Annotated in this window: 14 protein-coding genes; 7 read left to right on the top strand and 7 right to left on the bottom strand. The window is 70.8% G+C overall.

All coding sequences use genetic code 11. The features are described from left to right. Positions 1-24 precede the first annotated feature (24 nt). On the bottom strand, positions 25-675 hold the full coding sequence (locus tag ACZ518_RS17585; RefSeq protein ID WP_469113909.1) for an HAD family hydrolase: 651 nt from the start codon (positions 673-675) through the stop codon (positions 25-27). Between the two features lie 115 nt (positions 676-790). On the opposite strand from ACZ518_RS17585, the gene ACZ518_RS17580 reads away from it, so the two are divergent. The 3 genes from ACZ518_RS17580 to ACZ518_RS17570 are packed head-to-tail and all read left to right on the top strand — an operon-like array spanning position 791 to position 3,390. Continuing rightward, positions 791-1,684, top strand: a complete 894-nt coding sequence (locus tag ACZ518_RS17580; RefSeq protein ID WP_469113908.1) for a GNAT family N-acetyltransferase — start codon at positions 791-793, stop codon at positions 1,682-1,684. Between the two features lie 14 nt (positions 1,685-1,698). Then, complete coding sequence (locus tag ACZ518_RS17575; protein WP_469113907.1) at positions 1,699-2,160, top strand: GNAT family N-acetyltransferase; 462 nt, start codon at positions 1,699-1,701, stop codon at positions 2,158-2,160. Positions 2,161-2,214: 54 nt separating this feature from the next. Next, positions 2,215-3,390 carry a winged helix DNA-binding domain-containing protein gene (locus tag ACZ518_RS17570; protein WP_469113906.1) on the top strand — a complete coding sequence of 392 codons (1,176 nt, stop codon included), beginning with the start codon at positions 2,215-2,217 and terminating at the stop codon, positions 3,388-3,390. A 24-nt stretch (positions 3,391-3,414) separates the two neighbouring features. Here the strand turns inward: ACZ518_RS17570 and ACZ518_RS17565 are convergent, their stop codons facing one another. Together ACZ518_RS17565 and dnaB are read right to left on the bottom strand one after the other, a co-directional pair. After that, complete coding sequence (locus ACZ518_RS17565; RefSeq protein ID WP_469113905.1) at positions 3,415-4,800, bottom strand: serine hydrolase domain-containing protein; 1,386 nt, start codon at positions 4,798-4,800, stop codon at positions 3,415-3,417. A 9-nt stretch (positions 4,801-4,809) separates the two neighbouring features. Then, positions 4,810-6,273, bottom strand: a complete 1,464-nt coding sequence (gene dnaB / locus ACZ518_RS17560; RefSeq protein ID WP_469114016.1) for a replicative DNA helicase — start codon at positions 6,271-6,273, stop codon at positions 4,810-4,812. A 452-nt stretch (positions 6,274-6,725) separates the two neighbouring features. On the opposite strand from dnaB, the gene ACZ518_RS17555 reads away from it, so the two are divergent. Beyond that, positions 6,726-8,063, top strand: coding sequence for an MATE family efflux transporter (locus ACZ518_RS17555; RefSeq protein ID WP_469113904.1), 1,338 nt, complete (start codon positions 6,726-6,728; stop codon positions 8,061-8,063). 82 nt (positions 8,064-8,145) lie between these two features. Here the strand turns inward: ACZ518_RS17555 and rplI are convergent, their stop codons facing one another. The 4 genes from rplI to rpsF form a co-directional block, all read right to left on the bottom strand. Next, complete coding sequence (gene rplI, locus ACZ518_RS17550) at positions 8,146-8,592, bottom strand: 50S ribosomal protein L9 (protein ID WP_125594108.1); 447 nt, start codon at positions 8,590-8,592, stop codon at positions 8,146-8,148. Positions 8,593-8,610: 18 nt separating this feature from the next. Further along, complete coding sequence (rpsR, locus tag ACZ518_RS17545; RefSeq protein ID WP_005315025.1) at positions 8,611-8,847, bottom strand: 30S ribosomal protein S18; 237 nt, start codon at positions 8,845-8,847, stop codon at positions 8,611-8,613. A 42-nt stretch (positions 8,848-8,889) separates the two neighbouring features. After that, positions 8,890-9,486 carry a single-stranded DNA-binding protein gene (locus ACZ518_RS17540; protein ID WP_469113903.1) on the bottom strand — a complete coding sequence of 199 codons (597 nt, stop codon included), beginning with the start codon at positions 9,484-9,486 and terminating at the stop codon, positions 8,890-8,892. 72 nt (positions 9,487-9,558) lie between these two features. Beyond that, positions 9,559-9,849 (bottom strand): 30S ribosomal protein S6, encoded by a 291-nt coding sequence (rpsF, locus tag ACZ518_RS17535; protein ID WP_007265254.1) that lies wholly within the window; start codon positions 9,847-9,849, stop codon positions 9,559-9,561. A gap of 250 nt (positions 9,850-10,099) precedes the next feature. On the opposite strand from rpsF, the gene ACZ518_RS17530 reads away from it, so the two are divergent. The 3 genes from ACZ518_RS17530 (at position 10,100) to ACZ518_RS17520 (ending at position 12,739) form a co-directional block, all read left to right on the top strand. Next, entirely contained in the window at positions 10,100-10,423 is a 324-nt protein-coding gene (locus ACZ518_RS17530) for a hypothetical protein (RefSeq protein ID WP_469113902.1), read from the top strand. Between the two features lie 131 nt (positions 10,424-10,554). Further along, positions 10,555-11,673 (top strand): lipid II:glycine glycyltransferase FemX, encoded by a 1,119-nt coding sequence (locus tag ACZ518_RS17525; protein WP_007265252.1) that lies wholly within the window; start codon positions 10,555-10,557, stop codon positions 11,671-11,673. 34 nt (positions 11,674-11,707) lie between these two features. Next, complete coding sequence (locus ACZ518_RS17520; protein WP_469113901.1) at positions 11,708-12,739, top strand: alanine racemase; 1,032 nt, start codon at positions 11,708-11,710, stop codon at positions 12,737-12,739. Positions 12,740-12,747 lie beyond the last annotated feature (8 nt).

Raw genomic sequence — 12,747 nt, 5'->3', positions numbered from 1 at the left:
GGGGTTTCGCACCCCCTTTTCCCCTTAAGATGCCTCGACTCCCGGGCGCGCCGCACCCAGGAGCTGGTATGCCTCCCGAAGGTCCCGGCCCTGGTAGACGTGCGTGGCCCGCTCCGCCAGGTGGGGTCGCGCGTTCACCGCGACCGAGCGCGGCACCACCTCGAAGAGCACCGCGTCGGTCATCGAGTCTCCGTACGCGACACAGTCGGCCCGGCCCACCCCGAACCGCGCGCACAGCGAGTCCGCGACCTCCACCTTGCGCTCGGGCGTCAGGATCCCGGCCACGTCGACGGGAGCGGTGAAGGGCACCGCCGGGAAGACCGAGCCGTGCGCGGCGTGCGCCCCCCACTCCAGCAGCAGCTCCACGAAGAACGAGGGGGACAGCGAGATCACCGCGCAGTAGTCTCCGCGCTCCCGGATCTCAGTCCACACCTCCTGGATGCCCGCCAGCCAGGGCGACCCGTCGAAGGCTGCCCGTACGTGCGCGGGCGTCAGGTCCGCCCACAGCTCGCGGGCCGCGACCGAGAAATCGTGCGGGCCGATCTCCCGTGCGCTGAAGGCCCGCTCCAGCTCGGCGATCTCGGTGTCCACGCCGAGCTGCCGGGAGATCTCCACGGGCGCGGCCGAGCCGTACATCAGGGTGCCGTCGAGGTCGAACAGGTGCAGCGAAGTCATAGCTGCCGAGGCTATCCGCTCCTCCGGACGCAGCCGATGTTTCACGTGAAACATCGGCTGCCCGGATCCCTCAATTCCCTGGACTCGCCACGAGCCGATGATCCACTCTTGGCCGGTGACACCACCACCGCTCACCGATCTGCCGATCCGCGCACTGACCACGGAAGACCTCCGTCACTGCGCCGACCTGTCCGAAGACCGCGGCTGGCCGCGCGAGGACCACAAGTGGGGGCTGCTCCTCGCCGCCGGCGACGGCTACGGGATCGACGCCCCCGACGGCCGGGGACTCGCCGCCGCCTGCGTCGTCACCCGGTACGGAGACATCGGAGCGAAGCCCGACCTCGCCGCCATCGGGATGGTCCTCGTCGCCGACCGGTATGCCCGCCAGGGCCTGGGCCGGCGCCTCATGAGGCACGTGTGCGACGACGTGCTCGCCGGCGTCCCGCTCACCCTGCACGCCACCCCGTACGGCCGCCCGCTCTACGAGGAGCTCGGCTTCGACACCACGGGCCGCGCCGAGATGCTCCGGGGTGCCTTCCGCCCCGAGCCGGACGGCCCCGCGGCCGGCCCCGCCGGCGTCCGCGTCCGCCCGGCCTCCGCCGAGGACCTCCAGGAGATCGTCCGGCTGGACACCGAGGTGTTCGGCACCGACCGGACCCACCTCATCACCCGGCTCCCGGCCTTCACCGACAGGCTGCTCGTCGCCGAGGACCGCTCGGGCGCACTCATCGGCTACGCCTCGATCTGGCCCAACATGGACACCCATGTCGTGGGCCCCCTGATCGCCCGCGACACCGCCACCGCCAAGGCCCTGGTGTCCGCGCTGGCCGCCGGCACCGGACGGGACCTGCGCACCGACGTGGACGTGCGCCACGAGGAGCTCCTCGTGTGGCTCAAGGAGCGCGGACTGGTGTCCGTGGCCTTCAACGCCGTCATGACCCGGGACATCCCGGGTCTTCCCGGCGACTGGTCCCGCCGCTGGGCGCCGATCACCGTCGCCGCCGGCTGAAACGAGGAGAACCCATGACCGGAGCTCCCGAGCTCACCATCCGCCCGGCCACCGAGGCCGATCTGCCCGACATCGTCGCCATGCTCGCCGACGATCCGCTCGGCGCCACCCGTGAGTCCCCGGACGACCTGGCCCCGTACGCCGCGGCACTGAAACGGCTGACGGACGACCCCCACCAGCACGTCGTCGTCGCGGTCCGCGGCGAGCGCGTCGTGGGCACGCTCCAGCTCACGATCGTCTCCGGCCTGTCCCGCAAGGGCGCCACCCGCTCCATCATCGAAGGCGTCCGGGTCCACGCCGACGAGCGTGGCAGCGGGCTCGGGACCCGGTTCGTCGAATGGGCCGTCGAGCAGTCCCGGCGGGAGGGCTGCCAGCTGGTCCAGCTCACCTCGGACGTGACCCGCACCGACGCGCACCGGTTCTACGAGCGCCTCGGTTTCACAGCCTCCCACGTGGGGTTCAAGCTCCAGCTCTGAACGGTTCCGGTACGGCCCGGGCCGCTGTCGGCGGCCCGGCCTACGATCGGGAGGATGAGTCCCAGCCTCCCCGTCATCACCACCGCCGAGCGTCGTCACCGGCTGGGCCGGCGGCACCGCCTGGCTCCCTCAGTCCGCGCGACCACCACGGGCCAGGCCGCGGACGCGGTGGTCGCCCTGCACGCCACGGACGCCGCGACGGTCTTCCTCTCCGTCCGCGCCCGGCTGGCCGACGGCGGGCCCGCCGCGGTCGAGCAGGCCCTCTACGAGGACGTCAGCGTCGTCCGCATGCTCAGCATGCGGAACACCCTCTTCGCCGTCTCCACCGAACTCGCCCCGTACGTGGACTCGTCCACCGCCCGGGGCATCGCGGCGAAGGAACGCCGGACCCTCCTCAAGCACCTCGCCGAGGACGGCCAGGGGCTCGACTCCGACTGGCTGGAGCAAGCCGAGGCCGCCGCCCTAGAGGCGCTCGATGCCCTGGGCGCCGCGACCGGCAGCCAGCTCTCCGCGGCGGTGCCCGTCCTACGGCAGAAGATCACCATCGGCCGGGGAAAGAAGTACGAGGCGGAGACCGGTGTGGCCACCCGCGTGATCCGCCTCCTGGCCGCCGACGGCCGCATCCGGCGGGACCGGCCGCGCGGGACGTGGACGTCCAGCCAGTTCCGGTGGGTGCACACGCAGCCCTGGCCGGCCGTGCCCGCCGCCGAGGCCCGTGCCGAACTCGCCCGCCGCTGGCTCCGCGCGTACGGCCCGGCCACCGAAGCCGACCTCAAGTGGTGGACCGGCTGGAGCCTCACCGACGTACGCAAGGCCCTGGCCGCCGTGGGCCCCGAGCAGGTCCGCCTCGAAGGCGGCGGCACGGCGCTCGTCTGCCCCGGTGACACCGGGCCCGAGCCGGCCCCGGAACCCTGGGCCGCGCTGCTGCCCGGCCTCGACCCCAGCGCCATGGGCTGGGCGGACCGGGGCTTCCACCTCGACCCCGCCCACCGGCCCGCCCTCTTCGACTACGCGGGCAACATCGGGCCGACCGTGTGGTGGAACGGCGAGATCGTCGGCGGCTGGGCCCAGCGCCCGGACGGGGAGGTCGTCTGGCGGCTGCTGGGCAGCCCCGGCCGGGCCGCCGAGGAGGCGGTCGCCGCCGAGGCCGCCCGGCTCGCGATCTGGGTGGGCGACGCCCGCATCACGCCCCGATTCCGCACCCCGCTGGAGCGCGAGCTCGTCGCCTGAGCCGGGCACAGGGCCCGCCGGGCGTCAGCCGATGCCGCGCCAGCCCTGCGGGTCCGCCCCGCCGGGCACCGGGGCCGCCGGGTCGTAGGGCTCGCGCGTGAAGACGAACGACGCGAGGTCGAGGTGGCTCACGGAGCCGTCCTCGCGCCTGACCGCACGCAGCGTCTCGCCCGCGTAATAGCCCGTCAGGCCGGTCCAGGTGCCGTCGGGTTCGGCGCGGAAGCGGGCCGGCCGGCCGGTGACGCCGACCGGGCTCAGCTCCAGCGAACCGTCCTGGTTCAGCCGCAGGACCTGGGCCGAAGTGCCCCAGTACCAGGGGCCGCACAGCTCCAGCGGCACCTGGTCGTGCTCCCCGAAGGGACGCCACGGCTCGGGGATGCGCGGCTCCGCCTCCGAGACGATCGCGACGAGGTCGGCGGCCACCGTGGAGGCCGGCAGGCCCGAGGTGCAGTTGGCCAGTACGACCGCCGCAACGTCGTCCGCCTCGCTGAACCAGAGGCCCGCGACGAACCCGGGCAGCGAACCGCCGTGCCCCGCGATCCGGCGTCCGCCCTGGTCCGCCAGCTGGAGTCCCAGCCCGTACCCGAGGTCGGCCGAGCCGGGCTCCGGGGGCGCCACCGAAGTACGCATCTCCCGTACGCTCCCGGCACTCAGCACCCGGTCGTCACCCCGCATCAACAGCCGCGCGAACCGGGCCAGGTCATCGGTGGTGGACCACAGCTGACCGGCCGCCGCCATCAGCCCCAGGTCCTCGGACGGCTCCGGCATCATCACGTCCGCCCACGGGTGCACCGCCCAGCCGCCCGCGTGCGGAGCCTGCGGCAGACCGCTCGTACGGCCGAGCCCCAGCGGCTCCAGCACCTCGGCGCGCAGCACTTCCTCCCACGGCTTGCCCCGGAGCGCCTCCACGAGCGAGCCCAGCAGGGTGTAACCGGGGTTGGAGTAGTGGAACCGGGTCCCCGGGACGTGCTTGAACGGCTCTTCACCGAGCACGTCGGCGAGCTCCGGCCGCAGCGCCGCCGGCGAGCGCTCCCACCACTCGCCCGGGGTCTCCGCCGCGAGACCCGAGGTGTGGGCCAGCAGCTGGGCGATGGTCACCTCGTCCGCACCGCTCCCGGGCAGGTGCTTGCCCAGCGGGTCCGACAGGTCCAGCAGGCCCTCGTCCCGCAGCCGCATCACCAGGACGGCGGTGAAGGTCTTGGTGATCGAGCCGATCCGGTACTGGACGTTCCCGTCCGGCCCGTGGCCCTCCACGCAGGTCCGCGAGCCCTCCCAGACCACCTCCCCGCCGCGTACGACGGCCGCCACCAGCGAAGGGGACCGGCCCTCGCGCTGGGTGACGGCGACCCGGTGCCGCAGGGCACGCCGGGTGGCGGGAAGCAGTTCGAGGTCTTCAGAGAGCGCGTCCATGATCGGATGCTACGTGTTGGCCATGTCCACGAACCGCGAATAGTGGCCCTGGAAGGCCACGGTGATGGTGGCCGTCGGACCGTTTCGGTGCTTGGCGACGATCAGGTCCGCCTCGCCCGCCCGGGGCGACTCCTTCTCGTACGCGTCCTCGCGGTGCAGCAGGATCACCATGTCGGCGTCCTGCTCGATCGAGCCGGACTCACGCAGGTCGGAGACCATCGGCTTCTTGTCGGTGCGCTGCTCGGGGCCACGGTTCAGCTGGGAGAGCGCGATCACCGGCACCTCGAGCTCCTTGGCCAGCAGCTTGAGGTTTCGGGACATGTCCGAGACCTCCTGCTGGCGGCTCTCGGGCCGGCGCGAGCCACCCGACTGCATCAGCTGGAGGTAGTCGATGACGACGAGGGAGAGGTCGTTGCGCTGCTTGAGCCGGCGGCACTTGGCCCGGATCTCCATCATCGACAGGTTGGGGGAGTCGTCGATGTACAGCGGGGCAGCCGAGACGTCCGGCATCCGGCGGGCGAGCCGGGTCCAGTCGTCGTCGGTCATGGTGCCCGAGCGCATGTGGTGCAGCGCCACCCGGGCCTCGGCCGAGAGCAGGCGCATGGCGATCTCGTTGCGGCCCATTTCGAGGGAGAAGATGACGCTCGGCAGGTTGCTCTTGATGGAGCAGGCGCGGGCGAAGTCCAGCGCGAGCGTCGACTTGCCCATGGCGGGGCGGGCGGCGATGACGATCATCTGGCCGGGGTGCAGGCCGTTGGTCAGGGAGTCGAGGTCGGTGAAGCCGGTCGGCACGCCGGACATCTGGCCGGAGCGCGAGCCGATCGCCTCGATCTCGTCGAGCGCGCCCTCCATGATGTCGCCCAGGGGGAGGTAGTCCTCGGAGGTCCGCTGCTCGGTGACGGCGTAGATCTCGGCCTGGGCGCTGTTGACGATCTCGTCGACGTCGCCGTCTGCCGCGTAACCCATCTGTGTGATCTTCGTACCGGCCGCGACGAGGCGACGCAGGACGGCCCGCTCGTGGACGATCTCCGCGTAGTACTCGGCGTTCGCCGCGGTCGGCACGGACTGCACCAGGGTGTGCAGGTACGAGGCGCCGCCGACCTTGCTGATCTCACCGCGGCGGGTCAGCTCGGCGCCGACCGTGATCGGGTCGGCGGGCTCGCCCTTCGCGTACAGGTCGAGGATGGCCTGGTAGATCGTCTCGTGCGAGGGCCGGTAGAAGTCGTGGCCCTTGAGGACCTCGACCACGTCGGCGATCGCGTCCTTGGACAGCAGCATGCCGCCGAGCACCGACTGCTCGGCGTCCAGGTCCTGCGGCGGGACGCGCTCGAAGCCGCCCCCTCCGCCGTCCCAGGAGCCGCCCTCGCGGCCCCGGTCCTGCTGGTCGTCCCCGCGGCCGCGGCCTTCGCCGCTCCGGCGCGAGCGGGCGGGCAGACGGTCACTGGGACCGCTGTCGGCCCAGGGGTCGTCCATGGGCTCGGGCATGCTCACCGGGCCACCTCCTCCCGTCCGCAGCGCGGACCTCGCCGTGGCAATCTTTCTACGACACGGCTCTGACATTTGGGACACCCGAAACGGCTCTGGGCGCGTCGGGCAACGCACAACGGTAGGGCCGCGAGCGACGTCAGCCAATCTTGTTATCCACAGGCTGTGTGGATGAGATGTGGACGACGGAGCCAATGCTGTGGGTAAGTCGCCCGAAGCTGTGCACAGACCGGGGGACGACGCTGTGGACAAAATCACCCACCCCCTCCACGCACCCCTCCTGACCTGCGATTTCCTCTTCCACCGGCAGTGGTGGAGAAAATTCTTGGCCACTGTCTCAAGATCGCCCCCAACGGGCCGGAAAGAACGCCCAAGTCAGAGCCCTGGTAAGGATCCAAAGGCCCTTGTATCCATTACCTGTGGAAGATTAGATTGAGCACATGACACAGGCCCCCACCACCGCGAAGTCGACCGCGAGACGGCACGACCGCGAGATCCTCGCGCTCGCCGTGCCGGCCTTCGGCGCCCTCGTGGCCGAGCCCCTGTTCGTGATGGCCGACAGCGCCATCGTGGGCCACCTCGGCACCCCCCAGCTGGCCGGCCTCGGCGTCGCGGCGGCGCTCCTGACCACCGCCGTGAGCGTCTTCGTCTTCCTCGCCTACGCCACCACCGCGGCCGTGTCCCGCCGCGTCGGCGCCGGTGACCTCCAGGCCGCCATCCGGCAGGGCATGGACGGGATCTGGCTCGCCCTCCTGCTCGGCACCGCGGTCCTCGTCGCCGTCCTGCTCACCGCGCCCGGCCTGGTCTCCCTCTTCGGAGCCTCGGAGACCGCCGCCCCCTACGCGGAAACGTATCTGCGTATCTCCGCGCTCGGCATCCCCGCCATGCTCATGGTCCTGGCGGCCACCGGCGTCATCCGCGGCCTCCAGGACACCCGCACGCCGCTCTACGTGGCCATCGGCGGGTTCGCCCTCAACGGCGTCCTCAACGTCGCCCTCGTCTACGGCGCCGGCCTCGGCATCGCGGGATCGGCCTGGGGCACGGTCATCGCCCAGTGCGCCATGGCCGGCGCGTACCTCTTCGTGGTCGTCCGCGGGGCCCGGCGCCACGGCGCCTCCCTGCGGCCGGACGCGGCCGGCATCCGTGCCTGCGCCCAGGCAGGTGTGCCGCTGCTGGTCCGCACCCTGTCCCTGCGCGCCATCCTGATGATCGCGACCGCCGTGGCGGCCCGGCTGGGGGACGCCGACATCGCGGCCCACCAGATCCTGCTGTCCCTCTGGAGCCTGCTCGCCTTCGCCCTGGACGCGATCGCCATCGCCGGCCAGGCCATCATCGGCCGCTACCTGGGCGCCGGCGACACCGAGGGGGCCAGGACCGTCTGCCGACGGATGCTGATGTGGGGCGTGGTCTCGGGCGTCGTCCTGGGCCTGCTGGTCGTCCTCGCACGTCCCGTGTTCATCCCGCTGTTCACCAGCGACCCCGTGGTCGAGGACGCGCTGCTGCCCGCCCTGCTGGTCGTGGCCCTGAGCCAGCCGGTCTGTGGGGTCGTCTTCGTCCTGGACGGAGTGCTGATGGGAGCCGGCGACGGGCGCTACCTGGCGTGGGCGATGCTGCTGACCCTGGCCGTCTTCGCCCCGGCCGCACTGCTGGTCCCCGCCCTGGGCGGCGGGCTGACGGCGCTCTGGTGGGCCATGACGCTGATGATGCTGGTCCGGATGGCCACCCTCCAGCTCCGCGCCCGCTCCGGCCGCTGGCTGATCGCGGGAGCCACCCGGTGACCCGGGGGATGTTTCACGTGAAACATCCCCCGGAACGACGAAGGGCCGCACCCCGGAGGGTGCGGCCCTTCATGCGCTGCCCTTAGGCGGCGACGACCTCGATGCCCACGTTCGCGACGACCTCGGCGTGCAGACGCACGGAGACCTGGTACGAACCGAGGGTCTTGATCGGGGAGCCCAGCTCCACGCGACGCTTGTCGACCTTCGGGCCACCGGAAGCCTCGACCGCGGAAGCGATGTCGGCCGGGGTGACGGAACCGAAGAGACGACCGGCGTCACCCGCGCGGGTGGCCAGACGGACCTTCACGCCCTCGAGCTTGGCCTTGACCTCGTTGGCCTGCTCGATGGTCGCGATCTCGTGGATCTTGCGGGCGCGGCGGATCTGCGCCACGTCCTTCTCGCCACCCTTGGTCCAGCGGATCGCGAAACCACGCGGGACCAGGTAGTTGCGAGCGTAACCGTCCTTGACGTCGACGACATCGCCGGCGGTGCCGAGGCCAGAGACCTCGTGGGTCAGGATGATCTTCATTAGTCGGTCACCCTTTCCTTATCGCGCGGTGGACGTGTAGGGCAGCAGCGCCATCTCACGGCTGTTCTTCACGGCCGTGGCGACGTCACGCTGGTGCTGCGTGCAGTTGCCGGTAACGCGGCGGGCACGGATCTTGCCACGGTCGGAAATGAACTTCCGCAGCATGTTCGTGTCCTTGTAGTCCACGTACGCGGTCTTGTCCTTGCAGAACGCGCAGACCTTCTTCTTAGGCTTGCGCACAGGCGGCTTCGCCATTGTGTCTCTCCTGTGTGATCAAGAAGTTTGGATGGAGCTGCCCTAGAAGGGCGGCTCGTCCGAGTAGCCACCGCCGGAGCCGCCGGAGCCGCCGGAGCTTCCGCCCCAGCCGCCCCCGCCGCCGCCCTGCTGGCCGCCGGCCGGCGCGCTGGACGCCCACGGGTCGTCGGAGGGAGCTCCGCCACCCTGGGGCCCGTTGCTGGGGGCTCCGCCCCAGCCGCCGCCACCGCCCTGCTGCGGCTGACCGCCGCCGTATCCACCCTGGCCACCGCGACCGGTGGTCTTGGCGACCTTGGCCGTGGCGTTCTTCAGGCTGGGGCCGACTTCCTCGACGTCCAGCTCGTAGACCGTGCGCTTGACACCCTCACGGTCCTCGTAGGACCGCTGCCGCAGCCGGCCCTGCACGATGACGCGCATGCCCCGCTGAAGGGACTCGGCGACGTTCTCAGCCGCCTGCCGCCACACCGAGCAGGTCAGGAACAGGCTCTCGCCGTCCTTCCACTCGTTGGTCTGACGGTCGAAGGTGCGGGGGGTGGACGCGACACGGAACTTCGCGACCGCCGCACCCGAGGGGGTGAAGCGCAGCTCGGGGTCGTCGACGAGATTGCCGACGACCGTGATGACGGTCTCGCCTGCCATGGATGAACCTCTCGGCGGGGATTGCTGCTGGGCTGCTGTGCTACTCGGTCCCGATTACCGCTGAACCGGAGTTCAGTGGGTCTCGGGGCGGAGGACCTTGGTCCGGAGAACCGACTCGTTCAGGTTCATCTGGCGGTCGAGCTCCTTGACGACCGCAGGCTCGGCCTGCAGGTCGAGGACCGAGTAGATGCCCTCGGGCTTCTTCTTGATCTCGTAAGCGAGACGACGACGGCCCCAGGTGTCGACCTTCTCGACCTTTCCGTTGCCCTCACGGACGACGGAAAGGAAGTTCTCGATCAGGGGGGCGACAGCGCGCTCCTCGAGATCGGGGTCGAGGATGACCATCACTTCGTAGTGACGCATGTGGAACCCACCTCCTTTGGACTCAGCGGCCACGGTCGTTCCGTGGCAGGAGGGTCGTGATGCGTGCGCACGGCGTCCAAGAGCAGACACCGCGCAGCTGTACAGACTACCTGCTCGCGTCCTTCCGGTTGAAATCCGGCAGGAGAGGGCCACAATCTGTATCCATCGGGTGCGCTCGGCGCCGTGCCTCCCGCCCCAGGCCGGAGGCGGCTCCACGCACCGCTCTGCGTCAGCCAGGAGGTGCCTTCCGATGGCACAGGCAATGCACGGCCAGTCCTCGCCCCCGCCGATCTCCCTCTTCTCCACCGACGGCAAGCCCCACCCGATCCAGGACGCCCTGATGGTGGCCACCCTGGTTCTCGGCGCCGTGGCGTTCGTCACTGCGTTCTTCCACAATCTGCACCTGCTCAGCTCCTGGGCCGGGCTGATCGGGATCGGGACCGGGCTGTACGGACAGTTCATCTCCGCCACCACCCGCGAACGCTTCGCGCTGATCATCGGCCTTGGCGCGTCTGCCTTCGGCTTCATGCTGGGAATGGCGCACGGCGGCCTCTTCGGCGGCTGGCTGGGCTGACCGGGGGACCTCCGCGACGGGGCGCCGGCCTCCCTCCGGCCCAGGCACCGGCCTGTCCCCCAGATGGGTGGCGCCACCGTCGCAGTAGGCTTCGCGCCATAGCAGCGAAGCCGCCGGAGGAGACACCCCGCATGAGCCTGTCCCTGAGCACCATCAGCCGAGAGCAGCATCTGGCGTACCTCCAGAGCCTGCCTTCGGCTAGCCACTGCCAGGTCCCGGCATGGGCCGACGTCAAGAACGAGTGGCGTTCGGAGAACCTCGGCTGGTTCGACAAGAACGGCGAACTCGTCGGCGTCGCGCTCGTGTTGTACCGCCAGCTGCCCAAGGTGAAGCGGTACCTCGCGTACCTCCCCGAGGGCCCGGTCATCAACTGGTACGCCCCGAACCTGGACGAGTGGCTCCAGCCGATGCTGGCCCACCTCAAGCAGCAGGGCGCCTTCACCGTGAAGATGGGTCCGCCCGTCGTCATCCGCCGCTGGAACTCGGCCGCCATCAAGGCCGGCATCCAGGACCCCGAGGTCAAGCGCCTGCGCGACGTCGAGGCCTCGCACATCGAGCCCCGCGCCTTCGAGGTGTCCGACAAGCTGCGCCGGATGGGCTGGCAGCAGGGCGAGGACGGCGGCGCCGGCTTCGGCGACGTCCAGCCCCGCTACGTGTTCCAGGTCCCGCTGGCCAACCGCTCCCTGGACGACGTCCTCAAGGGCTTCAACCAGCTGTGGCGCCGCAACATCAAGAAGGCCGAGAAGGCCGGCGTCGAGGTCGTCCAGGGCGGCTACGAGGACCTGCCGACCTGGCAGTACCTCTACGAGATCACGGCCGAGCGCGACAAGTTCCGCCCGCGCCCGCTCAGTTACTTCCAGCGCCAGTGGACGGCCCTCAACTCCGAGGACCCCAACCGCATGCGCCTGTACATCGCCAAGCACGAGGGTGAACCGCTGGCCGCCGCCACGATGATCACCGTCGGCCAGCACGTCTGGTACTCGTACGGCGCCTCCGCGAACCACAAGCGCGAGGTCCGCCCCTCGAACGCGATGCAGTGGCGCATGCTGCGCGATTCGTACGCACTGGGCGCCAGCGTCTACGACCTGCGCGGCATCTCTGACACGCTGGACGAGAACGACCACCTGTTCGGCCTGATCCAGTTCAAGGTCGGTACGGGCGGCGAGGCCGTCGAGTACGTCGGCGAGTGGGACTTCCCGCTCAACAAGGTGCTGCACAAGGCGCTCGACATCTACATGTCGCGCCGCTGACCCAGCTGTTTTTCGAGAGAGGTTCCGGACGGGCATGGCGCTCACGCTCTACGTCGACACCGCGCGCTGGCGTGCGCACCAGAAGCAGATCACGGACCAGTTCCCCGGACTGATCCCGGTCTGCAAGGGCAACGGCTACGGCTTCGGCCACGAGCGGCTGTGCGAGGAGGCGACCCGGATGGGCGCCGACATCCTGGCCGTGGGCACCACGTACGAAGCCGCGAGCATCAAGGACCACTTCGGCGGCGACCTGCTCGTCCTCACCCCGTTCCGGCGGGGTGAGGACCCGGTACCGCTGCCCGACCGGGTGATCCGCTCGGTGGCCTCGGTGGACGGGGTCCGCGGCCTGGTCGGGGCCCGTGTGGTCATCGAGTGCATGAGCTCGATGCGCCGCCACGGCGTCTCCGAGCAGGACCTCGGCCTGCTCCAGTCGGCGATCGAGGACGTCCGGCTGGAGGGCTTCGCCCTGCACCTGCCGCTGGACCGCCCCGACGGCTCGGACGCCGTCGAGGAGGTCATCGGCTGGATGGACCGGCTGCGCGCGGCCCGGCTGCCGCTGCACACCATGTTCGTCAGCCACCTGCGGGCCGAGGAGCTGGCACGGCTCCAGCAGCAGTTCCCGCAGACCCGCTTCCGCGCCCGCATCGGCACCCGCCTGTGGCTGGGCGACCACGACGCGACCCAGTACCGGGGCTCTGTCCTGGACGTCACCCGGGTCGCCAAGGGCGACCGCTTCGGCTACCGCCAGCAGAAGGCCGCCTCCGACGGCTGGCTGGTCGTGGTCGCGGGCGGCACCTCCCACGGCGTGGGCCTGGAGGCCCCCAAGGCCCTCCACGGGATGATGCCGCGCGCCAAGGGCGTCGCCCGGGCCGGTCTGGCCACGGTCAACCGGAACCTGTCGCCCTTCGTCTGGGCGGGCAAGCAGCGCTGGTTCGCCGAGCCGCCGCACATGCAGGTGTCGATCCTGTTCGTGCCCTCGGACGCGACCGAGCCGAAGGTGGGCGACGAGCTGGTGGCCCACCTGCGCCACACCACGACGCAGTTCGACCGGGTGCTCGACTCCTGAGCCGTTCC

This window comes from Streptomyces sp. NPDC033966, assembly GCF_055575955.1.
The sequence above is the reverse complement of the archived record's forward strand: the minus strand, read 5'-3'. Positions and strand labels throughout refer to the sequence as shown.

Coding starts and splice junctions, on each gene's coding strand:
- ACZ518_RS17575 (WP_469113907.1), top strand. CDS start 1,699: ATGACCGGAGCTCCCGAGCTCACCATCCGCCCGGCCACCGAGGCCGAT.
- ACZ518_RS17525 (WP_007265252.1), top strand. CDS start 10,555: ATGAGCCTGTCCCTGAGCACCATCAGCCGAGAGCAGCATCTGGCGTAC.
- ACZ518_RS17565 (WP_469113905.1), bottom strand. CDS start 4,800: ATGGACGCGCTCTCTGAAGACCTCGAACTGCTTCCCGCCACCCGGCGT.
- rpsF (WP_007265254.1), bottom strand. CDS start 9,849: ATGCGTCACTACGAAGTGATGGTCATCCTCGACCCCGATCTCGAGGAG.
- rplI (WP_125594108.1), bottom strand. CDS start 8,592: ATGAAGATCATCCTGACCCACGAGGTCTCTGGCCTCGGCACCGCCGGC.
- ACZ518_RS17520 (WP_469113901.1), top strand. CDS start 11,708: ATGGCGCTCACGCTCTACGTCGACACCGCGCGCTGGCGTGCGCACCAG.
- ACZ518_RS17585 (WP_469113909.1), bottom strand. CDS start 675: ATGACTTCGCTGCACCTGTTCGACCTCGACGGCACCCTGATGTACGGC.
- rpsR (WP_005315025.1), bottom strand. CDS start 8,847: ATGGCGAAGCCGCCTGTGCGCAAGCCTAAGAAGAAGGTCTGCGCGTTC.
- ACZ518_RS17540 (WP_469113903.1), bottom strand. CDS start 9,486: ATGGCAGGCGAGACCGTCATCACGGTCGTCGGCAATCTCGTCGACGAC.
- ACZ518_RS17570 (WP_469113906.1), top strand. CDS start 2,215: ATGAGTCCCAGCCTCCCCGTCATCACCACCGCCGAGCGTCGTCACCGG.
- ACZ518_RS17555 (WP_469113904.1), top strand. CDS start 6,726: ATGACACAGGCCCCCACCACCGCGAAGTCGACCGCGAGACGGCACGAC.
- dnaB (WP_469114016.1), bottom strand. CDS start 6,273: ATGGACGACCCCTGGGCCGACAGCGGTCCCAGTGACCGTCTGCCCGCC.
- ACZ518_RS17530 (WP_469113902.1), top strand. CDS start 10,100: ATGGCACAGGCAATGCACGGCCAGTCCTCGCCCCCGCCGATCTCCCTC.